The sequence below is a fragment of the Novosphingobium sp. PP1Y genome (assembly GCF_000253255.1).
Lineage (GTDB): Bacteria > Pseudomonadota > Alphaproteobacteria > Sphingomonadales > Sphingomonadaceae > Novosphingobium.
The window spans coordinates 751,976-774,474 of record NC_015580.1; the positions used below are offsets into that span (position 1 = coordinate 751,976).

19 protein-coding genes are annotated in these 22,499 nt (G+C 65.5%); 12 read left to right on the forward strand and 7 right to left on the reverse strand.

The genetic code is table 11. The features are described from left to right. Positions 1 to 4: 4 nt before the first annotated feature. Genes pstB through phoB form a run of 3 tightly spaced genes read left to right on the forward strand, consistent with a single transcriptional unit; the run spans position 5 to position 2,158 of the window. A complete protein-coding gene (pstB, locus tag PP1Y_RS09665) occupies positions 5 to 766 on the forward strand; it encodes a phosphate ABC transporter ATP-binding protein PstB (protein WP_007012106.1) in 762 nt (253 codons plus the stop codon). A 13-nt stretch (positions 767 to 779) separates the two neighbouring features. Further along, the gene (gene phoU, locus PP1Y_RS09670) at positions 780 to 1,475 is read left to right on the forward strand and encodes a phosphate signaling complex protein PhoU (protein WP_007012105.1); all 696 of its coding nucleotides are present in this window, start codon (positions 780 to 782) and stop codon (positions 1,473 to 1,475) included. Continuing rightward, positions 1,472 to 2,158: a phosphate regulon transcriptional regulator PhoB gene (gene phoB / locus PP1Y_RS09675; RefSeq protein ID WP_007012104.1), complete on the forward strand. Its 687-nt coding sequence runs from the start codon at positions 1,472 to 1,474 to the stop codon at positions 2,156 to 2,158. Before phoU ends, phoB begins: the two co-directional genes overlap by 4 nt. A gap of 177 nt (positions 2,159 to 2,335) precedes the next feature. Here the strand turns inward: phoB and PP1Y_RS09680 are convergent, their stop codons facing one another. Together PP1Y_RS09680 and PP1Y_RS09685 are read right to left on the reverse strand one after the other, a co-directional pair. After that, the gene (locus PP1Y_RS09680; RefSeq protein WP_013832070.1) at positions 2,336 to 3,406 is read right to left on the reverse strand and encodes a glycosyltransferase family 1 protein; all 1,071 of its coding nucleotides are present in this window, start codon (positions 3,404 to 3,406) and stop codon (positions 2,336 to 2,338) included. Beyond that, positions 3,403 to 4,308, reverse strand: a complete 906-nt coding sequence (locus PP1Y_RS09685; protein ID WP_013832071.1) for a UDP-2,3-diacylglucosamine diphosphatase — start codon at positions 4,306 to 4,308, stop codon at positions 3,403 to 3,405. The genes PP1Y_RS09680 and PP1Y_RS09685 overlap by 4 nt, the downstream gene beginning before the upstream one ends. Positions 4,309 to 4,486: 178 nt before the next feature. On the opposite strand from PP1Y_RS09685, the gene PP1Y_RS09690 reads away from it, so the two are divergent. Beyond that, positions 4,487 to 5,161, forward strand: a complete 675-nt coding sequence (locus PP1Y_RS09690; RefSeq protein WP_013832072.1) for a response regulator transcription factor — start codon at positions 4,487 to 4,489, stop codon at positions 5,159 to 5,161. A gap of 3 nt (positions 5,162 to 5,164) precedes the next feature. On the opposite strand, the gene PP1Y_RS09695 is transcribed toward PP1Y_RS09690, so the two are convergent. The 3 genes from PP1Y_RS09695 to PP1Y_RS09705 form a co-directional block, all read right to left on the reverse strand. Continuing rightward, positions 5,165 to 5,740, reverse strand: coding sequence for a TMEM165/GDT1 family protein (locus PP1Y_RS09695; protein ID WP_041558733.1), 576 nt, complete (start codon positions 5,738 to 5,740; stop codon positions 5,165 to 5,167). A gap of 328 nt (positions 5,741 to 6,068) precedes the next feature. Further along, entirely contained in the window at positions 6,069 to 8,768 is a 2,700-nt protein-coding gene (locus PP1Y_RS09700; protein WP_041558734.1) for a TonB-dependent receptor domain-containing protein, read from the reverse strand. A gap of 89 nt (positions 8,769 to 8,857) precedes the next feature. Beyond that, the gene (locus PP1Y_RS09705; protein ID WP_013832075.1) at positions 8,858 to 10,456 is read right to left on the reverse strand and encodes a hypothetical protein; all 1,599 of its coding nucleotides are present in this window, start codon (positions 10,454 to 10,456) and stop codon (positions 8,858 to 8,860) included. Positions 10,457 to 10,745: 289 nt separating this feature from the next. On the opposite strand from PP1Y_RS09705, the gene PP1Y_RS09710 reads away from it, so the two are divergent. The 8 genes from PP1Y_RS09710 (at position 10,746) to virB11 (ending at position 18,696) form a co-directional block, all read left to right on the forward strand. Further along, positions 10,746 to 11,120, forward strand: a complete 375-nt coding sequence (locus tag PP1Y_RS09710; RefSeq protein ID WP_013832076.1) for a hypothetical protein — start codon at positions 10,746 to 10,748, stop codon at positions 11,118 to 11,120. Positions 11,121 to 11,367: 247 nt separating this feature from the next. Next, complete coding sequence (locus tag PP1Y_RS09715) at positions 11,368 to 11,724, forward strand: TrbC/VirB2 family protein (protein ID WP_007012095.1); 357 nt, start codon at positions 11,368 to 11,370, stop codon at positions 11,722 to 11,724. A gap of 11 nt (positions 11,725 to 11,735) precedes the next feature. Next, a complete protein-coding gene (locus PP1Y_RS09720) occupies positions 11,736 to 12,017 on the forward strand; it encodes a type IV secretion system protein VirB3 (protein ID WP_007012094.1) in 282 nt (93 codons plus the stop codon). A 28-nt stretch (positions 12,018 to 12,045) separates the two neighbouring features. Continuing rightward, on the forward strand, positions 12,046 to 14,478 hold the full coding sequence (locus PP1Y_RS09725) for a VirB4 family type IV secretion/conjugal transfer ATPase (RefSeq protein ID WP_007012093.1): 2,433 nt from the start codon (positions 12,046 to 12,048) through the stop codon (positions 14,476 to 14,478). A gap of 7 nt (positions 14,479 to 14,485) precedes the next feature. After that, a complete protein-coding gene (locus tag PP1Y_RS09730) occupies positions 14,486 to 15,718 on the forward strand; it encodes a type IV secretion system protein (RefSeq protein ID WP_013832077.1) in 1,233 nt (410 codons plus the stop codon). Next, a complete protein-coding gene (locus PP1Y_RS09735) occupies positions 15,715 to 16,554 on the forward strand; it encodes a TrbG/VirB9 family P-type conjugative transfer protein (RefSeq protein ID WP_041558735.1) in 840 nt (279 codons plus the stop codon). Before PP1Y_RS09730 ends, PP1Y_RS09735 begins: the two co-directional genes overlap by 4 nt. Positions 16,555 to 16,557: 3 nt before the next feature. After that, positions 16,558 to 17,646 (forward strand): TrbI/VirB10 family protein, encoded by a 1,089-nt coding sequence (locus tag PP1Y_RS09740; protein ID WP_041558736.1) that lies wholly within the window; start codon positions 16,558 to 16,560, stop codon positions 17,644 to 17,646. Positions 17,647 to 17,652: 6 nt separating this feature from the next. Beyond that, positions 17,653 to 18,696 carry a P-type DNA transfer ATPase VirB11 gene (virB11, locus tag PP1Y_RS09745; protein WP_013832080.1) on the forward strand — a complete coding sequence of 348 codons (1,044 nt, stop codon included), beginning with the start codon at positions 17,653 to 17,655 and terminating at the stop codon, positions 18,694 to 18,696. A gap of 48 nt (positions 18,697 to 18,744) precedes the next feature. Here virB11 and PP1Y_RS09750 read toward each other — a convergent pair whose 3' ends face one another. Then, positions 18,745 to 20,238 carry a Ppx/GppA family phosphatase gene (locus tag PP1Y_RS09750; protein WP_013832081.1) on the reverse strand — a complete coding sequence of 498 codons (1,494 nt, stop codon included), beginning with the start codon at positions 20,236 to 20,238 and terminating at the stop codon, positions 18,745 to 18,747. A gap of 45 nt (positions 20,239 to 20,283) precedes the next feature. Further along, positions 20,284 to 22,467: an RNA degradosome polyphosphate kinase gene (locus PP1Y_RS09755; protein WP_013832082.1), complete on the reverse strand. Its 2,184-nt coding sequence runs from the start codon at positions 22,465 to 22,467 to the stop codon at positions 20,284 to 20,286. Positions 22,468 to 22,499 lie beyond the last annotated feature (32 nt).

Genomic DNA, 22,499 nt, shown 5'->3' on the forward strand with positions numbered 1-22,499 from the left:
GGACATGACCGAAACCAAGCTTACAGCCCGCAACGTCGACGTTTACTATGGTCAGAAGAAGGCCATCGACAACGTCTCTATCGATATCGACAACGGTCTCGTCACGGCATTCATCGGCCCTTCGGGCTGCGGCAAGTCGACCTTCCTGCGTTCGCTGAACCGCATGAACGACACGATTGCCGATGCCCGCGTGACCGGCGAGATCCTGCTTGACGGCGAGGACATCTACGCCGCGTCGATGGATCCGGTCGCCTTGCGCGCCCGCGTCGGCATGGTGTTCCAGAAGCCGAACCCGTTCCCCAAGTCGATCTACGAGAACATCGCCTACGGCCCGCGCATCCATGGCCTCGCCTCGAACAAGGCCGACATGGACGTGGTGATCGAGCGTTCGCTGACCAAGGCCGGCCTGTGGGACGAAGTGAAGGACCGCCTGCACGATGCCGGCACCGCGCTTTCGGGCGGCCAGCAGCAGCGCCTGTGCATCGCGCGCGCCATCGCGGTCAGCCCCGAGGTGATCCTGATGGACGAACCGTGCTCGGCGCTGGACCCGATCGCGACGGCGAAGATCGAGGAGCTCATCGACGAGCTCAAGGAGAACTACGCGATCGTCATCGTGACGCACTCGATGCAGCAGGCCGCGCGCGTTTCGCAGCGCACCGCTTTCTTCCACCTTGGCAACCTTGTGGAGTATGGTGAGACCGACCAGGTCTTCACCAACCCGCGCGAGGAAAAGACCAAGGACTACATTACCGGCCGCTACGGCTGACAAGGAAATAGCCATGGTTGACCATACCGTTAAGGCCTTTGACTCCGAGATCGGACAGCTGCGTGGCCTCGTCGCCGAAATGGGCGGACTGGCAGAAGTGGCGATCCGCGATGCGATCCAGGCGCTGACCAATCACGACGAGGAACTCGCCGGGCAGGTCGTCGCCGCCGATGCCAAGCTCGACGCGCTCGAGGCGGAAGTGGACCGTCTCGCGGTGCGCACGATCGCCCTGCGCGCGCCGATGGCGGACGATCTTCGCGACGTCATCGCCGCGCTCAAGATCTCCGGCGTGATCGAGCGCATCGGCGACTATGCCAAGAACATCGCCAAGCGCGTCAATGCGCTCGACGGGCGCAACAAGGTCGAGCCGATCACGCTCGTACCGGCGATGGCCGAGATCGCCGAGGGCATGGTTCGCGACGTGCTCAACGCCTACGGCTCGCGCGATGCCGCGCTTGCAGTCGAAGTCATCCGCCGCGACCAGAAGCTGGACCAGTTCTACAACACGTTGTTCCGATCGCTGTTGACGCACATGATGGAAAGCCCCTCGACCATCACCGTGGCGACGCAGCTGCTCTTCATCGCCCGCAACCTGGAACGCATCGGCGATCATGCGACCAATGTCGCCGAAATGGTCTACTACGCCGCGACCGGCGAATATTGCACCGAGCGCGACAGCCAGACCGATGACACAGGGGCTCCCGAATGAACCCGAATGTCCTTGTCGTCGAAGACGACCGCGCGCTTTGCGAACTGCTGACCTGGAACCTCAGCGCCGAAGGCTATGAGGTGCGCAGCACCGGCGACGGCGAGGAAGCGCTCCTGCTTGTGCAGGAACAGGCGCCCGATGCCATCGTGCTCGACTGGATGATCGAGAACGTGCCGGGCATCGAAGTCTGCCGCCAGTTGCGCAAGGACAAGGAAACCGCGCAGATCCCGATCCTCATGCTGACCGCGCGCGGCGAGGAAGAGGATATGATCCGCGGCCTCAAGACCGGAGCCGACGACTACGTCACCAAGCCGTTCAGCCCGCGCGAACTGCTGGCCCGGATCGAGGCGCTGCTGCGTCGCTCGCGGCCTTCGCTGGCCGGTAGCGTGCTGCAGTGGGGCGACATCGAACTCGATGCCACCTCCCACCGCGTCCGCCGTGGCGGTGAGCCGCTGCACCTCGGTCCCACCGAGTTCCGCTTGCTGCGCTACTTCATGGAGCGGCCCAATCGCGTCGTGTCGCGCCAGCAGATCCTCGACGGCGTATGGGGCATGGATTCCGACATCGACGAACGTACTGTCGACGTTCACATCCGCCGCCTGCGCAAGGCGATCAACCGCCCCGGCGAGACCGACCCGATCCGCACCGTCCGCGCGGCGGGCTATGCGATGGACGTCAACTGACGCCGATCCGGTGAGGCGAGGGGCCAGCGCTGGAATTGCGCGGCCCCGGCTTCTTGCTCTCTTGCTCACGGCGAAGCGGGCAACCCGCCCAGCTGCAACTCACACCCGGCTCAGGCTGAGCTTGTCGCCGCCCGTGCAGGTGGCGTGCCTATTCTGTTCAATCTTCGACGCGGCTGCTCAGGCGGCCGACAGCAGGTCGCGTTCGGCGTCGTCGGCCGCAGTCGAGATAGCGCTCAGGAACTGGTCGGTTGCGCGTTCCCACGAATAGAGTTCACCGAGCCGCGCCGCATCCTCGCGGCCGACCGTCAGGGCGCGGGTGATCGCGCAGGCGAGCGAATCGTCGACGGCTCCCGCCGGGCGCGGCAGACGGGCTTCCACGCCGCAACCGTCGCGCCCGAGAATGTCGACAGGGCCGGTAACCGGAAAGGCCGCGACCGGTGTGCTGCAGGCCAGCGCCTCGATCACCACGAGCCCGAAAGTGTCGGTGAGGCTGGGAAACACGAAGCAGTCGGCGGCGCGGTAGGCGCTCGCCAGTTCCTCGCCCGAAAGCGCGCCGAGGAAATGAACATGCGGATAGCGCCGGCGCAGGCTTTCGAGCGCCGGACCGTCGCCGACCACGACCTTGCTGCCCGTCACATCGGCATCGAGGAAGGCTTCCAGGTTCTTTTCCGGCGCGACGCGGCCGACGTTGAGCAGGACCGGGCCGGGCAGGGCGCGCATGGCCGGATGGCGCGCGCCCTGGGGTGTGAATAGCTGCTGGTCGATGCCGCGGCTCCAGCGCCGCGTATGGCTGATGCCGCGCGATGCCAGCTCCCGGGCAAAGCTGCAGGTGGAGACGAGTACGGCGCGGCTCGGCGCATGGAAGCGCTGCATGATCGGCCAGAAGCGTTCCGCGCTGATCCCGGTGCGCACTGCGGCATATTCGGGAAAGCGGGTGTGGAACGCCGATGTGAACGGCACCCCGCGCGACAGGCACCAGCCGCGTGCGGCCCAGCCGATCGGGCCTTCGGTCGCGATGTGGACGATGTCGGGCCGGGTCCGGTCAAGCATCCGGCGCACCCCGAAGCGCGGCGCCATGGCGAGCCGGATCGAGGCATAGCCGGGCATCGGCAGGGTCAGGAAGTGTTCGGGTGTGACCCGGTCGACTTCGTGCCCCCGGCGCTGCAGCTCGTCGAGCGTCGCCGCGAGCGAGCGGACGACGCCGTTGACTTGCGGAAGCCAGGCGTCGGTCGCGAGCGTCAGCCTCACGCGCCGACCCTGGCCGTACTTTCCGCGGGGGCAGCCGCCCCGGCAGGGGTGGCTACAGGGGCTGCCTGGTCGTGGCCGCCGGTTTCCGCGATCCAGTCGATGATCGCGATTTCGCCGGAGAGGCTCTCGGCCAGCGCCGTGCAGCTTTCGACCCAGTCACCGTCGTTGTAATAGGTGATGCCGCCGAACTGGCGGATCTCGGCGCAGTGGATATGGCCGCAGACAACGCCGTCGAAGCCGCGGTTGATCGCCTCGCTCGCCACCGCTTCCTCGTAGCTGCACACGTACTGGACCGCGTTCTTGACCTTCTTCTTCATGTAGGCGGAAAGCGACCAGTACGGCATCTTCAGGCGCCGGCGCACGGCGTTGAAGGCGATGTTGGCGCGCAGCAGCATGCCGTATGCCTTGTCACCCAGGAAGGCGAGCCACTTGTGGTAGAGCACGACGCCGTCGAAGGCATCGCCGTGGGTCACCAGCAGGCGGCGCCCGTCGAGCGTCTCGTGCACCGCTTCCAGCACCAGTTCGACGCCGCCGAAGGTCAGACCGGCATAGTCGCGCAGCATTTCGTCGTGGTTGCCGGCAATGAAGACGACGCGGGTGCCCCGGTGCGCCATCTTGAGGATGCGGCGGATCACTTCGTTGTGGGCATCGGGCCAGTACCAGCCCTTGCGCAGCCGCCAGCCGTCGACGATGTCGCCGACCAGATAGAGCGTCTGGCATTCCACCGAACGCAGGAAGTCCACCAGCATCGCGGCATTGCAACCGCGCGTGCCCAGGTGAACGTCGGAAATCCAGATGGTGCGATACTTGCGCTTGGGCCGAAAGCCCTTCGGGTCCGGCAAGTCGAGCCAGGCCGGAATCTTGCCGCTACGTTCGAGAAGACTGTCGACATCGGTCCGCATCAGAATGCTTCCCCCGGTTGTTACCGATGATTTTCTTCGCATTTTCCGGTTGCGCGGGCGTGACGGTTGCGGGTCAGTTTGATGACAGCGCCAGTTTTCACGCGCTTGTCATCGATATGTCACCCGTTCGTCACACTAGAGCGGCACTAACCCCAACGTATTGACAAGGCAGGGGGCAATGCGGCGCATCGACATTCTATTGGCAAGCGAACTGACCGGAGGGCTGGCGCCTTTCCGGCACGACGACTTCGAGGTCGTCCTGCATCGCTGGACCGATTTTGCCGAACTGCCGCTGATCGAAGGCGCGCTCTGGATCTTCATCGACTGGGTCCTGCCCGAGATGTCGGGTCTGGAGCTGTGCCGGCGGCTGCGTGCAGATGCGATCACCTCGCACGCGCATGTCACCATCGTGCTTGAGGAAGACAACGTCGAGGACCGCAAGCGCGCGCTGCGCATGGGCGCGGACGACTACATGGTCGGCCCGCTCACCCGCAATGCGCTGCTCGACCGGGTTCTGGGCGCGAGCCTGAGCGAACAGGACAGCGCCGGAATCCGGATTGTCGCGCAAGGGGACCTGACCGTCGATCTTGCCGCATTCCAGGCCCGCTGGCAGGGCAAGCCGATCTCGCTGATGCCCAACGAACTGCGCCTGCTGCGTTACTTCATCGAGCATCCCGGCCGGGTCTTCACCCGCACGCAGCTCATCGCCGCGCTGGGCAAGCAGGAACCGCCGGTGGACGAACGCACCGTCGATGTCTGGATCGGGCGCCTGCGCCGGGCCCTCAAGGGCGTGGGCGCAGGCAATCCTTTGCGCACGGTGCGCTCGCTCGGCTACGTCTTCGATACGCTCTGAGGCTCAGCCGAGCCAGCCCGCCGTCTGCGCCAGCAGCCACAGGCCGATCACCAGGAACAGCAGCGCGGCCACCGTGCGCACGACATTGAGCGGTACCCGCTTGATGATCTCGTGCCCCAGGAACACCGCCGGCACGTTGGCTATCATCATGCCGATGGTGGTCCCGCTCATGACCGGCAGGACGCTCTGGAAGCGGGCGCCCAGCGCGATCGTGGCGAGCTGCGTCTTGTCGCCCATCTCGACGATGAAGAAGGCTATCGTGGTGGCCACGAAAGGACCGAAGCGGCTGGGCCTGGCTTCCTCGTCCTCGTCGAACGTGTCGGGGATCAGCGTCCAGGCGGCCATCAGGATGAAGCTGGCGGCCACCAGGTAGCGGAACCACAGGCCGTCGAGGAACGCGGCAGCCTGTTCGCCGACCAGCGCGGCCAGGAAGTGGTTGGCCAGCGTTGCCACGAAGATACCGGCAACGATGGGCCAGGGACGCTTGAACCGGGTGGCCAGGACGATCGCGAGCAACTGCGTCTTGTCGCCGATCTCGGCGAGGGCGACGACGGCTGTCGATGTGAGCAGGGCTTCCAAGGTTTTCTCCGGGCCGGGCGACAGACAAGACAATAGCGTGGCAGAACCCGCCCGGCCGAGCGGAGCTGCAACGCCATTGGTCTCGCCCGAACGGTTGCCCGTTCTCCTGTGCGCCATGGTCTCTCGACCAAGTATGTTGACGACAGGGCACTGACGGTCCGCTTGCACGGACGCCAGCTGGCTACTCCCCAGATGACGGGGCGCGTCTAACCGCTCGCCGACCGCTTTGCAAGGCGCAGAAAAAGGGGCCCGATCGCATGAGCGACCGGGCCCCGAGGTTGCCGTAGGAAGGGCAGGGACCTTCCCAGTGAGGATCAGGATCCTCGGGTCAGAACTTGAACGAGGCCGAAGCCGAGAAGGTGCGGCCCACCATGTAGGTGTTGTAGTCCACCCGGCCGTCGACGAAGGACTGGTATTCCTCGTGCTTCCGGCCGGTCAGGTTGCGGCCTTCGAGCTTCAGCTCGACTTCCTTGCCGCCGACCATGAAGCCCTGGCGAAGGACCACGTCGATGGTCAGGCCCGGATATTCGAAGATGTCCGGCTGGCCCGAGTTCGCAAGGCCGCGGCTGACCGCGCGCTTGCTGGCGTAGTTGAACAGGATCGTCTGCTGCGAAAGGCTGTCGGTGTCTTCCAGGCCGATCTGCAGGTTGGCGATGTGTTCGGACTGGCCGGTCAGCGGGGCGCCGTCGACGAAGTAGTCGGTGGCGAGCGACGTGCCGGTGCCGGCGCCGTAGATGCGTACGACGTCGCTGTCGCTGACCTTCAGCTTCGACTTCGTGTAGGTGTAGTTGCCCATGAGCATCAGCCTGCGCGTTTCGAAGAACTTGCCGCCCAGGCTATCCAGGTAGAAGTACTTCTGCAGCTCCAGCTCGGCGCCGTAAAGATCGGCGGTCGGTGCGTTGGCGTAGGACGTGATGAAGGTTTCCGAACCGGTCAGGAAGGATTCGATCGGCTTGTCGATCTTCTTGTAGAAGGCGCCCACCGACATGCGCTGGTCGCGATCGAAGTACCATTCGTAACGGCCTTCGATGTTGGTCAGCTTGCTGTCCTCGAGGAACGGGTTGCCCTGATAGGTGCGGTTCGTGTCGGGGTCGAAGTACGGTTGGTACAGCAGTTCGCGGAACTGCGGGCGGGCAATCGTCTTCGAACCGTTGAGACGCACCTGCATGCTCGGATTGATCTCGTAGGTGAGCGTCAGGGCCGGCAGGAAGTACTCGTTCTTGAGATCGGTGGCCTTGCTCGGATCGGCTCCGATCGGGCGCAGGATGGTCGATTCCTTGGCATATTCCCAGCGCACGCCCAGATCGAAGGAAAGTTGGTCGGTCAGGGCGCCTTCGAGCTTGCCGTAAAAGGCGTGGTTGAGCAGGCGGGAATCGAACTGGGCGGTGCTGGCTTCGGGCTCGCGCAGCTCCAGGCCATAGTTCACGCCGAAGTCCTGCAGGTACCAGGTGCCCGGCTGCAGCAGGACGTCGAGGCGAAGCAGGCCGAAGTTGGAGATCTGCGTCTGGTCGCCGTTCGCGTAGATCGCGAAGGAACGCCGCGTGTTGGTGCGCGAATTGATCTGGTAGGCATAGCCGACGCTGCCGGTCCAGCCGGGGCTGAAGGTATGCGAAAGATCGACGCCGGCGGACCAGACGTCTTCGTTCAGGCGCGAGAAGGTGATCGTCGTCGGGTCCTGGTTGCCGTTGCCCAGGCGGTTGACGAAGTACTGCCCGTAGTTGTCGCTATCGACGTTGGTGCGCAGGTACTCGGCCTCGATCTCGAAGGGCGCGAGGCGCTTGGAGTTCGCGTAGCCGGCGCGCACGTCGATCGAGGTGTCGTCTGCCGGCTTGAACTCGCCGACGAACTGGGTGTCGATCAGCTGACGTTCGTACCAGGCCGTCGTCTGGTTCATGTAGTCGGCCTGGATGTTGTTCTCGCGCTTGCCCAGGCTCAGGCTGGTGTGCTTGACCGTGTCGTGGATGTAGACGTTGGTCCAGCGGATCTTGTTCTCGCCCCATTCGAGGCCAAGGCCGAGCAGGCCGTTGCCGACGATGCGGTTGTCGGTGTTGACTGCGTTGAAGTTCTCGAACAGCTGGCTCGGTTCTGCCGTGGTGCCCTGCGCGCGCTGACGGATAATGTCCTTGGTCTGCGTCGTGTTCGAGTAGCTGGCGGCGGCGATCACGCCAAGCGTGGCGTCGCCGAGTTCGATCGCGGTGCCGCCGGTTATCCCGCCCGAGAAGTTCGGCTGGGTCTTGGTGTCCTTCTGGATGACGGCATTGCGGCCATTGACCAGAATTCCGCCAAGCTGCTTGGCGAGGTCACCGGTGGGATCGATGACGGTATTGCTGTTGAAATAGCTCTGCAGCGACTTGGGAATGGAACGGTTGCCGTTGTCCCAGCCCGTCCAGTCGGTCTTGCTGCCATAGTAGCTGTAGCTGAGCTTGTTGGTGGTCTCGGTATCCCAGCCGAGGCCGCCGCTGACCGTGAGGAAGGTCTCGGTCGGGATGGCCTTGGTGGTGAGGTTGATGACACCGCCGCCGAACTCGCCGGGAAAATTGACCGAGTAGCTCTTCTGGACGAGCGACGAGGCCACGATGCTGGTCGGGAACAGGTCCAGCGGCACGACGCGCTTGAGCGGTTCGGGGCTGGGCAGCGGCGAGCCGTTGAGCAGGGCGAGCGAATAACGGTCGCCAAGGCCGCGTACGTAGACGTAGCCGTTGCCGACGACGCTGAGGCCGGTCACGCGGCCAAGGGCGCCGGCGATGTCGCCTTCACCGGTGCGTGCGATTTCCTGGGTGGAGAGCACCGAAATGACCTGCGGGGCGATGCGCTGGATGTTGCGATCGCGTTGGCCGGTGACGATGATCGCGCCGCCGGGCAGCGATACGTCCGGCGCGTCTTCCTCCTGGGTGGAAGTGTCTGCCTGATCGTTCGATGCGCTGTTGGCGTCATTGCTGGTCGTGGCACTTTCCTGAGCCGAAGCCATGGCAGGCGTCAGCATCGCGGTGGAAAGCAGCAGCAGCGAAACAAGCCGCGGCTTGGTCATTTGATGTCCCCCTGGAACAAGTATTTATGCGAAGAGGGGGACGGCCGAATTCGGACCGCCCCCCTTGTCGTCAGTTATGGGCGGCCGGATCAGGTGGTCGGCAGAGCCGTGCAGCTTTCACCCGAACCGAAGTTGGCGGTCGCGTTGTCGCAGGTCCAACCCTTGTACCAGGTGTCGCTCGAGTCCTTCACGGCGCCGATGTAGGTGACTGCATCGAAGAAGCTCGAGAGCGTCTTGATGTCGGCGTAACCGGCCACGCCGGCTTCGTTGGTGCCGTTGACGAAGGTGCTCGAAAGCGTCGAGGTGAAGGCATCTTCGTTCAGGTTGGTGCCCGAAGCGAACTGCGAAGCCGAGTAGCCCGAAGCGTTCGTGCCGCTGTCGATGTACTTGGTCGAACCGCAGGACATGACGGTCGAGTAGGCCTTCAGCGTCGCCGGGGTGGTGCCCGAGCCGTTCAGGCGCAGACACTCGTTGTTCGGCGTGTTGATGATGCCGTTGACCCAGGTGATGTCCGAGTTGCCGCGGATCAGTACCGAAGCCTGGTCGTTCGATTCGTTGTTCGAGCTCGAGCTGGGCTGGACGCCGGTGAAGTTGGCGATGACGGTCTTCTGACGCGGGGTGTCGGTTTCGGCACCGTTCGAGTCGATTTCCATCAGCGCGTCGCCGCCGCCGTCACGCTGCAGCAGCATGACATACTGGAAGTAGCCTTCCAGGCCGGTGTCGAGGTCGAGGCTGTCATCGTCGGCGTTGACCGAGATGTAGTGCTTGAACTGGACTTTGCCGCCGAAGAATTCGGCACCGTCGTCCGAGCTGTTGACCGACTGGAAGTAGTCGAGCGTGGTGCCCGAGCCGACGCCTTCGGCGGTCAGCGACTGCAGTTCCTTGCCGTTGCTCAGGACATAGCCCGAGTAGCGGATCTGGACGTACTTCATGGTGCCGGCGTTGTAGGCGTTGTCCTGACCGCCGAAGACGGCCTTGTTGACCGCGCCTTCGGTGTCGCGCTCACAGGTCTTCGCGGCGGTCGAGCCGTAGTTGCAGTCGGTCACGATGCCGCGGCCGAGCAGCACGACGCCGCCCCACTGGCCCTGCGAGCTGTCGTCGTTGGTGCCGACGACGTTCTGGCGGCTGGTGAAGATGATCGGCTGCGAGGCCGTGCCGACGGCATTGATCTTGTTGCCGCGGTTGACGGCGAGCCAGGCGGCTTCCGAACCGTTTTCACCGTAGATGATGACGCCCGGATCGATCGTCAGGGTGACGTCGGTGTCGGCGGTCAGCGAACGGCCGTTGCAGCTGGCAGTGGTGGTGGTGAAGGGCGAACCCGAAGTCGGGGCCGAGAAGCCGCCGTCGCAGCCGACGTCGACGCGGCCGTTCAGGCGATAGACGACGCCGGCGACCTTGGGCAGGCTCGAGCTGACGTCGACCAGGGCGGGAAGGGTGCACACGCGCCACGAACCTTCGGGGCCGGAGATCGTGCCGCTGTCGGTCAGGCCGCCGGTGGCGTTGAAGGTGGGGCAGCTGTCAGCCGCGACGACGGTGCCGGTGCCCGAAGTCGGGGTCGGGGTCGGAGCGGGCGTCGGGTTGTTGATCGTGATGCCGCCAGCACCCGGCGACGAGATGTCGTCGGCGCCGCAACCGGCAAGAGCAAGTGCGCTGCAGCCAACCAGCAGCAGACCAGAAATTTTCTTCACGTGAGTTCCCCCGTTTTTCAGGTCGGACGAAGCGGCGAATCCGCCTTCGTTGAGGGGCCGTTTAGGATGAGGGGGTGACAGTTTGTTGGCGATCCAATGACAGAAATATGCACTTATGTGACGGGAATATGACCGTTATTCGATATCGACCGGACCATGGCTTGCGACTCGCCCTTATCGGGGCGATTCACAGCCAGATTGCAGTTTTATGACAGTCCCGTCATTTTCTTGAGGTAGCGGGTTTTTCCGCAGAAGATGCACTCATCGCAAGAATGTCCGGGAGAGTTGCATGTCGCTATCCATACTCGTCGCAAGTGTCCTCATGGGGCAGTCGGCCTTTTCGCTGACGCTCGAAGTTCGTCCCCAGGACGAAGTCGATGTCGCTTATGAGGAGCTGGCGGCCGGGAAGAATGAAGAGGCCATCGCCAAGCTGCAGCGCATGGGCGCTGCGCAATCGAACGATCCTGCGGCCCTGATCAATCTGGGGACCGCCTATGCCCGCGTCGGCATGGCCCAGCAGGCCATGGTCAGCTACAAGGCCGCGGCGGCCAGCCCGGAGCGCTACGATCTCGAACTGGCGGACGGCTCCTGGATGGATTCGCGCTGGGCCGCCCGCACGGCCATGAAGGGCATCGCCACCGGCCAGACCCTGGCGGTGCGCTGATCGCCTCCAAATCCTGATTTCAGGGCCGGGGCCGCGCCCCGGTCGACAACCGGCAATCGCACGCTGGCCTTTCGGGTAACACTTTATAATAATGGTCGCCAGTATAGTGGGGCCGTCGGGGAGGGCCGGCGGCCTTTGCTACGTACCTGAAACAGTGACTGGCGATTGCAATATGACTGTCTCTTTAGCCGTCTCATCGTCACACACTTGTCATCATGGTGGCGCACTTGGCCCTCACACGGAGGGCATGGTGATTCGAGATTCTATCATTCGCACCCGCACTTTTAGCGGAATTTCCAAGGCTTTCGCCGCGTTCCTCGCGGCCATGGGCATGGCGCTGACGCCGAACCTGGCCAGTGCGCAGACCGTGACGACGCAGGATCCGGCCGGCAGCGGCCCGATCGTCGCCGCGCTGGGCTGGCTGCAGGGCACGCTGCTCGGCAATGTCGCGACCGCGGTCGCGGTCATGGCGGTGGCGGCCGTCGGCTTCATGATGCTGACCGGCCGCATGAACTGGCGCTTCGGCGCGACCGTCATCATCGGCTGCTTCGTCCTGTTCGGCGCCGGTGCGATCGTTTCCGGCATCCAGTCGGCGGCGGGCTGAGGGCGCGGCTGATGAGCCTGGCCCGCTATCCCGTCCATCGCGCGCTCACCCGGCCGCAGATGTTCGCCGGGGTGACATACAGCTTCTTCATCATCAACGCTGCGGTGACGACGGAGATCTTCCTCATCACCAAGAGCTTCTGGGCGCTGCCTGCAGCGCTCGCGATCCATGGGGTCGGATACCTCGCATGCTTGCGCGAACCCCGGGTATTCGACCTCTGGATCGCCAAAGTGAGCAAGTGCCCGCGCGTTGCCAACTGGCAGCGCTGGGGTTGCAACAGTTACGCACCCTGAGATCGATTCGGGGGTGGGGAGTACAGACATGGCGCCAAAGACGAAGTCGCGACGCGCGATCCCGGGCCTGAAGGGCTGGGCCGGCAAGGAAGCCCTTGTCGGCGACCGGCTGCCCTACCAGGCGCTGGTGGACGAGAACGTCGTGCTGCTGCGCGACGGTTCGGTGATGCTGTCGCTGATGGTCCCGGGCCTCGCGTTCGAAACTGCCGATACCGACGAGCTGAACGCCCACGTCGCCACCCGTGAAGTGCTGCTGCGTTCCTCGCTCGATGCGCGTTTCGTGCTGTACCACCACGTGATCCGCCGCCGGGTCGAGATCGAGCTGGAAGGTCACTTCGACGATCCGCTTGCGGCGCACATCGATTCGCGCTGGCGGGCCCGCACCGGTTCGGGCGCGCTGTTCGTGAACGACCAGTTCATTACCCTTGTCCGCCGCCCCGCGCGCGGCAAGGCGGGCTGGGCCGACAAGCTGTCCCGCATGATGAAGCGCAAGGGCGGCGAGGCGGTCGAGGCCGATCCCGCTGACGTGCGCTCGCTGCGTGCCGCCGCCAGTGCGATGGTCGCCTCGCTCGGCTCCTACGGCGCGCGCATGCTGGGCGACTACGACACCGCCAAGGGCCAGTGCTCCGAGGTCCTCGAACTGCTTTCGGCGCTCTACAACGGCGAGATGCGGCCCGTACGCCGCCCTGCCGAGGGCACGGATATCGGCCATATGCTGCCCTATCGCCGGATCAACTTCGGCATGGACGCGCTGGAACTGCGCGGGGCTTCGAATGCCTCGTTCGCCTCGGTCGTCAGCCTCAAGGACTATCCCGATTCGACCGCTCCGGGACTGACTGACGCCTTGCTGCGCCTGCCCTGCGAGCTGGTCCTGACCGAGACATATGCGCCTTGCGACCGCCAGATCGCGCGTGAACGCATCGATCTTGCGATCCGCCGCCTGCGTTCGGCGGACGAAGAAGCGATGGCCGAGCGCCGCGAAATGGCGAGCGCCCGCGATTCGCTCGGCACCGGTGCGGTCGGTTTCGGCGATCATCACCTCTCGGTGTTGGTGCGTGCCGATTCGCTGGAAGGGCTCGACGAAGTGACCGCGATGTGTGCGGCCTCGTTGGCCGATGCCGGTGCCGTCGCCGTACGCGAGGAAGTCAATCTGGAGCCCGCCTTCTGGGGCCAGCTTCCCGGAAACGAGGGCTTCATCGTCCGCCGCGCGCTGATTTCCAGCGCCAACATGGCCTGTTTCGGCAGCCTGCACGGCTTTGCGATGGGCCAGGCGAGCGGCAATCACTGGGGCGATGCAGTGACGCTGCTGTCGACCACCAGCTCGACGCCGTTCTTCTTCAACTTCCACCAGGGCGACCTCGGTAACTTCACTGTCATCGGTCCGTCGGGTTCCGGCAAGACGGTAGTCATGAACTTCCTCGCCGCCCAGGCGCAGAAGTTCGCGCCGCGCACGATCCTGTTCGACAAGGACCGCGGCGCCGAAGTCTTCCTGCGCGGCATCGGCGGCACTTACAGCCGCGTCGCCGCCGGGCATCCGACCGGGTTCAACCCGCTCTCGCTGCCCGACACCGCCACCAACCGCGCTTTCCTGCGCGATTGGCTCGGCGTCCTGCTTTCGGCCAACGGCCCCGAGGAACTGGCGACGATCGCCGGCGCGGTCGATGCCGCCTATGCCAACGATCCGAGCCTGCGCCGCCTCTCGTATTTCCGCGAGTTGCTGGCCGGTTCGCGCCGTCCGCAGCCGGGGGACCTCGCGTCGCGGCTCGATGCCTGGATCGGCGGGGGCGAGCATGGCTGGCTGTTCGATAACCAGTACGACCGGCTCGACCTTTCGGCCCGCGTGCTGGGCTTCGACATGACTGCGCTGCTGGAAAGCCCGCGCCTGCGCACGCCGGTGATGATGTACCTGTTCCACCGGATCGAAGAACGCCTCGACGGCGAACCGACGATGATCCTGATCGACGAGGGCTGGAAGGCGCTCGACGACGAGGTCTTCGCCGCGCGCATCCGTGACTGGCTCAAGACCCTGCGCAAGCGCAACGCGCTGGTCGGTTTTGCGACCCAGTCCGCGCGCGATGCGCTCGACAGCAAGATTGCCACGGCGCTGGTCGAGCAGACCGCGACGATGATATTCATGCCCAATGCGCGCGCGCGCGCCGAGGACTACTGCGAAGGCTTCGGCCTGACCCAGCACGAACTCGACGTGATCCGCACGCTGCCCGCGCATTCGCGCTGCTTCCTGATCCGCCAGTCCGATGCCTCGGTCGTGGTCCGGCTCGACCTTGCGGGAATGCCCGAGGTTCTGACCGTCCTGTCAGGTCGCGAGAGCACGGTGCGCAAGCTCGACACCTTGCGTGAGCGCTATGGCGACGATCCGGCCGCATGGTACCCGGTACTGACCGGGATGACCTGGCCGGGCGACGCCGAGGATGGAGCCGCCTGGATCCAGGCGGCCGAGTGAGCGGGCGATGAGCGGCACCTGTCAGCAACTCGCGGAAGTGGCTTCGGCCGGCGTCGCACCGGCATTGCGCGCGGTCGACTGCATGGCCGGCGAGACGATTTCCTCGGCCTTCGCCCGCCTGTTCGGTGCAGACGGCGCACTTGCGCCGGTGCTGACGATCCTGCTCACGCTCTACATCGCCTTCTTCGCCTTTTCGCTCATCACCGGCCGTTCCACGCTCGGCATCTCGGCGCTGACGCCGCGGATGCTCACGCTCGGTCTGGTGCTGACTTTCGCGACGAGCTGGATCGCCTACCAGAACGTCGTGTGGAACCTCGCCATCGGCGGGCCCGACTGGATCGCCTCGATCCTGATGGGGGCCAAGGGTTCGGCGACGCAGATCTTCGGCGACCGTATCGACATCGTCTTCCAGGCCATCGGCGAGGCATCGCAAAATGTCAGCAATGGCGCGGGCAGTGAAGGCGGCGCGCAGGCGCAGGCCGCCGCGCAAGGAGGCATGTTCACCCCGACCAGCGTGATGTGGCTGGGCGCGCTGATCCTGCTGCTCGGTACCGTCGGTATCCTGCTGACCGCGCGCATCGCACTGGCGGTGCTGCTGGCGCTGGGCCCGATCTTCGTTGTCATGGCGCTGTTCGGCGGCACCCGCGGATTGACGGCGGGCTGGCTGCGCGGGGTCGTGCTGACCGCGGTCACGCCTCTCTTCGTGGTGCTGGGCGGGGGTATTTCGCTCGAACTGCTGGTGCCTATCGTCGCCAAGCTGGTGCAGGGTGCGCAGCTCGGCGAGATCGATGGCCGGGCAGCCATGGCGCTGTTCCTCGTCGCCGCCGTGCACATGGCGCTCATGGGCATGGTGCTCAAGGTTGCCGGAACGCTGGTCTCGGGCTGGAATGTCTTTGGCCTGGCCGGAGCGGGCTCTTCGGGCAAGTCGCGGGCCGACGCCGGGTACGCCGCCGCGCAGACCTATGCCGCGCCTGCACCCGCCGCGCCGCTGCTTCCGGCGCAAAGCCGTACCCCGGCGGTTTCGGCCGCAAGCGCTGCGGCCATGCACGAATCCGCGCACGGCGGCGGCTCCGAAGCGGGCCGCTCGGGCGATCGCCGCACCGTCGTGACGCAAGTGACGGGCGGCGGTGTCGAGCCGGTCGGCCCGAGCAGGGACGCGCGGGCGCGCGGCATCGGCAGCCGCTTTCGCAGCGCATCAAACGATACCGGCCGGATGCCGGCAAAGGAGAAGATTCGATGATCCGCCACAAGGCACGGGGCCTCGCCTCCGCACTGTTGGCCCCCGCAGCGCTCGCGCCCGTCCTGCTGGCCCTCGCCACACCGGCCATGGCCGAGGACCCGCGGCTGGTCGATCATCCTTATGACGAAAACGAAGTCGTGCTCATCGACGGCAAGGCCGGGGTGCAGGCGACGATCGCTTTCGGCAAGAACGAGGCGATCGAGAACGTCGCGGTCGGGGATTCGCAGAAGTGGCAGATCACGCCGAACAAGCGTGCAGACCTGCTCTTCGTGAAGCCGTTGGAGGCCAGCGCGCGTACCAACATGACCGTGGTGACCAATCGCCACACCTATTTCTTCGACCTCGTCGCTGCGCCCCGCGCGAAGCCGCTCTACATGCTGCGCTTCACCTACAAGGACGAACCGCAGGATGCACCGGTCCCGGGCAGCGAGGGGCTTGAGGGCCTACAGCCCGCCGAGCGCGCGCTGGCCGAGGGCGACCCCATGGCGCTGCCCGCCGATCCGGCGGCCCTGAACTTCTCGTGGAAGCGCACCGGCTCGGCCAGGCTGCAGCCGACACGCGTCTATGACGATGGCGAGCAGACCTACCTGCTCTGGCCCGAGCGCACGTCCGTTCCGGCCATCCTGATCAAGAACGAGAAAGGCGATGAAGGCCCGGTCAACTATGCGGTGCGCGGGTCGACCATCGTCCTGGCCGAAGTGCCCAGCCTGATCATCCTGCGCTCCGGCAAGGCCACGGCCGAACTGGAACGCACCGGTGAAGTCCGCACCAGCGCGGCGGTGGCCGCAAACACGCCCGACGCCGGCTCGACCGCGGCGTCTTCGAAGGGGAACTGAGACATGGCGCCCAATTCTTCCCTGCGCGAACGCTTCGACAATGCAGCCCAGGACGACCCGCGCGAAGGCGAGGGCGCACAGGTCATCGACCTGGCGACCCGCAATGTCCTGCCGCAGGTCAGCCAGCGCAAGAAGGGCGACGGCTTCGGACTTGCCGCCGGTGTCCTGATCGTCGCGGCGCTGGGCGGCGTGACGCTGTGGACCATGGACGCGGCGCGCAACGGTGCACCGCAGCAGGCGCCCGCGCCGGCCGTCAATCCCAATGAGGTTCCGGCTGCGGCCCCGGCTCAGACCGCGCAAAGGCCGGCCCCGGCGATGCCCGCGCCGCAGCCTGCCCCGGCGCCGCAACCGGTTCTCGCTGCGCCGCCTGCGGTCAACCCGGGCGCCGCTACGGCATCCAATCCCTACGCCAGTCCGACCGTCGTCTTCGATTCCAGCGGCTCGGGCGCCGCGGCACCGGTTGCCGGCCCGGCCGATGGCAAGGGCACCGGCAATGCCAACGACGATTTCGCCGCCCGCGTCGGCGGGACCGGCACGACCGCGGCAGCCGCGCGCTCGTTCGATCCCTCGACCACGGTCACGCAGGGCACGCTGATCCCGGCAGTGCTGGAAACCGCCATCGATACCGACGTGCCCGGCTACGTGCGCGCCATCGTCTCGACCGACGTGCGCAGCTTCGATGGCAAGCACGTCCTCGTGCCCCGTTCCTCGCGCCTGATCGGCCAGTACAAGAGCGGCTTGTCCGCAGGTCAGAAGCGCGCCTACGTGATCTGGAGCCGCCTGATCCGTCCCGATGGCGTTTCGGTGAACCTGGGATCGCCTGCGATTTCCTTCGGCGGCGAAACCGGCCTGCCGGGCAAGGTGAACAGCCACTTTTTCGAACGCTTCGGTTCGGCGATGCTGCTCTCGGTGGTCGGCGGACTGACGACGATTGCTTCGGGTGGAACCGGCGTGGTGATCTCCGGCGGCCAGTCCGCAGCGGCCAGCGCCGTGCAGTCGGGCGCGACCATCGGCCCGACGATCCGCGTGCGCCAGGGCGAGCCGATCCGCGTCTTCACCGCCAAGGACCTCGACTTCAGCGAGGTCCAGTGATCCATCATGGCAGACGTCCTTCCCCTGCAGCCGGACCGCGCGGCGCCCGTGTCTGAGTTCGAGGCCGAACTCGATCCGCAATTGCCGCGCAGCGTCTATCTCGACGCTTATCTTGCGCCGCTGCGCCACTGGCTCGACCGCGAGACGGTGACCGAGATTCTCGTCAACCGACCGGGCGAAGTCTGGGTGGAAGACGCTGCCCATCCGGGCATGCAGCGCATTGCCCTGCCGGAAATGGACAGCCGGCTGCTGCAGCGCCTTGCAGAGCAGGTGGCGCGCATCAGCCATCAGGGCATCAACCGCGAACACCCGCTGCTTTCCGCGACGCTCCCGGCCTATGGCGGGCAGAGCGGCGCGCGCATCCAGCTCGTCGGGCCGCCGGCCACGCGTGCCAACTGGGCACTGGCGATCCGTCGCCATCGCCTGCTGGAACTGCCGCTCGACGCCTACGATCGCGGGCCGATCCCGGCCCCTGTCGAAGAAGCGATGCCCGATCCGCTGGGCCAGCCGATCGCGTTCCTGCGCGAAGCGATCCGTCGCCGCCGCACGATCCTGATTTCGGGCGGAACCTCGACCGGCAAGACGACCTTCCTCAACGCCATGCTGTCCGAAATTCCCGCGCATGAACGCGTCGTCCTCGTCGAGGATACCGCGGAACTGCGCCTGCCCGGCGCGAACGGCGTGGGCCTGATTGCGGTGAAGGGCGAACTGGGCGAGGCCAAGGTCTCGGCCAACGACCTGCTGCAGGCCGCGCTGCGCCTGCGCCCGGACCGCATCGTCCTGGGCGAACTGCGCGGCAACGAGACGGTGAGCTTCCTGCGCGCGATCAACACCGGCCACCCCGGTTCGTTTTCGACCGTCCACGCCAATTCGCCGCGCGGTGCGCTGGAGCAGATCGCGCTGATGTCGATGCAGACCGGCATCGGCCTGACCCGCGCCGAGACGCTGGAATATGCAGCTTCGGTGATCGACATCGTTGTCCAGCTCGACCGGCGCGAAGGCAAGCGCGGCATCAGCATGATCGCCGAGAGCCAGACGCTGGTGCATTGAATTTCGCGGCCGGTGCCGGTCGTGATCCGTCTCTGACCTGCCGGTATCTCAGCTCGCGGCGAGCGCCTGCGTCTCGTTGCGACCGCAAACCATGACGCTCCATTCCAGCTTGAGCCATTCGGCCAGCGCGCGCAGGTCTTTGCCGATTCCGGCGCTGTAGAGTGCCTGTACCGTTTCATCGAGCGAGAGCACGAGGCGGCCCCCTTCGAGGGTGAGCGAGCTGTGTTCCAACGCCAGCGGCGTGCAGCCGGTGAGGCGGCGGCACAGGCGCACGGCAAGGCCCCAGGTGATGCCGCGGTCGAGGTCGCTGCGGTCGGCGAGCTTGCAGAACTGCTCGGGAATTTCGGTCAGGCCCGAATTGGCAAAGACGGTCATGGCCATCATGGCGCGCCCGCGCTTGTCGAGGCCGATCCAGCGCTTGCGCAGCGCCCAGGTCATGGCTTCCTCGGTGCGCATGTTGGGCTCGGTACGCATGGCCGCCAGCGCGAGCAGGGTGGAAGCCTTGCGCAGATTGCCTTCGCCGGGGGCGTCCTCGCAAACCTGCGCGGTCCACGCGGTCACGGCCGCGGCGGCCTTGGGCGAGGCGAAAGCGCTGCGGGCAAAGCCGCTCACGCTCGCCAGCATCGGGTCCTGGGCCTTCATCTCGTCCGGCAGGTGCTGGAACAGCAGCCCTTCGCGCAGGCCCCACGAGGAGAAAATCAGGCGCGAGGGCGCGGTCTCGTCGATGAGCTGGGCCAGCAGGGCCGCCGCATCGGGGAGGGTTGCCATGCGCGAATTGGTAATGCGCGGGTCGGCTTTCTCGAGCTTGCCTTTTTCGAACTTGCGGCACAGCTTGAGCGCTTCCTGGGCCGAGATCTCGAAATCGTGGGGATCGTCGAGCGGCCAGTCGATCTCGCGCATCGCCTGCAGGGCGAGCGCGCGCCACGACCCGCCGACGATGTAGAGCGGCTGATCCTTGCCCCGTTTCCATCCGCGCTCGGCAAGGGCGGAGCGCACGGTTTCGGCAAAGCTGTCCGGTCCCGCTGCGCGCAGGTCGGGTAGGCGCAGGGTGCCGAAGGGCAGGGTGATGCCGCCAGGCAGGACCTCGCCGTCGATCTCCACAAGTTCCAGGCTGCCGCCCCCGAGGTCGGCTGCGATGCCCTTCGCGCCGGGGAAGGCCGCGATCACGCCGGTCGCACTCGTGCGCGCTTCCTCGTCGCCCGAAAGCAGGCGCGGCGAGAGCCCGTAGCTGCGCACTTCGGCCAGGAATTCAGGGCCATTGGAAGCATCGCGCGCGGCCGCCGTGGCAACGCATTCGATGTTGTCCACCTGCATCAGCCGGAGCAGCTCGGCGAAGCGGGCGAGCGCGGACAGCGCCGTGCGCATCGACTTTTCGGAGATCGCCCCGGTCTTGCCCATGTCCTTGCCGAGGCGGGCATTGACCTTTTCGTTGAGAATCACGACGGGTGCGCGCGCCGGGCCGTTATAGACCACCAGACGCACGGTATTCGACCCGATGTCGATGATCGCGCGCTTCTCGCTTGTGTGGCTGATGCTGTTCATTCTGACTGGACGAATCGCATGGCCCCGGGTTCAGGGGCCCGTATGTCAGATATTACCGCGTCGAAGCGAGAGCTTTGGTACCTTTCGTCCACTGGCAATCGATGCACCGCGTCCTGACAGCGACGGATTGGTCATGAAATAGCGATGGAGATTGAAGGGGTTGTCGCTTTCGCCGACCCTTTCGTAGTGCCCGTCGGGTTCAAGCATCCAGCTTTGCTCGGTGTCGAGCAGGTTGGCCAGCATGACCTGGTCGAGCACCTGGTCGTGAACGGTCTTGTTGCGCATGGGCACCATGACCTCGACGCGGCGGTCGAGATTGCGGCTCATGCCGTCGGCAGAAGTGATGAAGACGTGGGCCTTGCGGTTGGGCATTTCCGCGCCGTTGGCGAAGGCCCAGATCCGCACGTGCTCAAGGAAGCGACCGATCACCGACTTGACCATGATGTGTTCGGAAATACCGGGAATGCCGGGGCGCAGGCAGCAGATGCCGCGCACCACCAGCATGATCTCCACGCCCGCCTGGCTGGCGTCGTAGAGCCGGTCGATCAGTTCGGGGTCGGTCAGCGAGTTCATCTTCGCCCAGATCGCGGCCGGCTTGCCTGCGGTGGCATTGGCAATTTCGGCATCGATGCATGCGTAGAGCCTCGCACGCAGCGAGATCGGCGATATCGCAAGCACCTCGGTGGTCTTGGGCTCGACATAGCCGGTGATGAAGTTGAACAGGCGCACCGCATCGCGCCCCGCAGCCGGATCGGCGGTGAAATAGGACAGGTCGGTATAGATGCGCGCGGTGATCGGGTGGTAGTTGCCGGTGCCGAAATGGCAGTAGGTGCGATGCCCTTCGCCTTCGCGGCGCACGACCATCGAGACCTTGGCGTGGGTCTTCCAGTCGACGAAGCCATAGATCACCTGGACCCCGGCGCGTTCCAGCTGGCTGGCCCACAGCAGGTTCTGCTCCTCGTCGAAGCGGGCCTTGAGCTCGACGACGGCGGTAACCGACTTGCCGGCCTCGGCCGCGGCGATGAGCGCCGAGATGATCGCCGACTGCTTGCCCGCACGGTAGAGCGTCTGCTTGATCGCCACGACGTCGGGGTCCTGCGCGGCCTGGCGCAGGAAGTCGATCACCACTTCGAAGCTTTCGTAGGGGTGCTGGATGACGATGTCCTTCTCGCGAATGGCGGCGAAGATGTCACCGTCATGTTCGAGAATGCGTTCGGGATAGCGCGGGGAATAGGGTTCGAACTTCAGCTCGGGTCGGTCTTCGTCGCAGATAGCCGACAGACCGGAGAAGCCGATGATTCCCTCGGTCTTCATGATCAGCGCGCGGTCAAGGCCGAGCTGGTTGCGCAAGAGGTCCTCTGCGGCCGGATCGAACTTGCCCTGCAGTTGCAGGACGATGACGATGCCGCGGCGCCGGCGCTGGATGGCGGTACGGTAATAGCGCACCAGATCCTCGGCATCTTCCTCGATCTCGATGTCGCTGTCGCGCAGGATGCGGAACACGCCGTGGCCGTTGACGGTAAAGCCCGGGAAGATCTGGTCGGTGTTGCGGCAGATCAGGTCCTCGATCGAGATCCAGGCCGCTTCCTCGCCGGGAATGCGCACGAAGCGCGGCAGCGAGGAGGGGATCAGCACCATCTCCATCACCGGGGAATCGTCGGCCTCGCGGGTCAGCGAGAACAGCACGCCGATCCCCTGGTTGGCGACGAAGGGGAAGGGATGCGCGGGGTCGATCGCCTGCGGCGTGATCACCGCCATGATATGTTCGAGGAAGTAGTCGGTCAGCCAGGCCTCGCCCGCCTTGTCGAGCGGCTCGTCGCCGATCACGCGCACACCGGCATCGCCCAGCAGGCGCTTGAGTTCGCTCCACGCTTCCTGCTGGACCGTTTCCAGCTGCAGCACTTTTTCGTGGATCGCGGAGAGCGCCTGTGACGGCGTGGCGCCGTCGATGGAGATTTCCTCGATCTGGCGGCGGACCTGGCCGGCGATGCCGGCGACGCGCACCATCAGGAATTCGTCGAGGTTGCTGCCCGAGATCGAGAGGAAGCGCAGCCGTTCCAGCAGCGGATAGTTGCGGTTCGTCGCTTCGGCGAGGACGCGCTCGTTGAAGGCCAGCCAGCTTAGTTCGCGGTTGAAGTAACGCGCAGGCAAAGTCGCCAGCTTCGAATTGTCGCAGCTTTCCGAGATTTCGACCGATTCGCTTGCCTGAAGCATGTTTTCCTTGTTCATCCCGTACTGACTGGCAGTCCAGAAGCATGCCA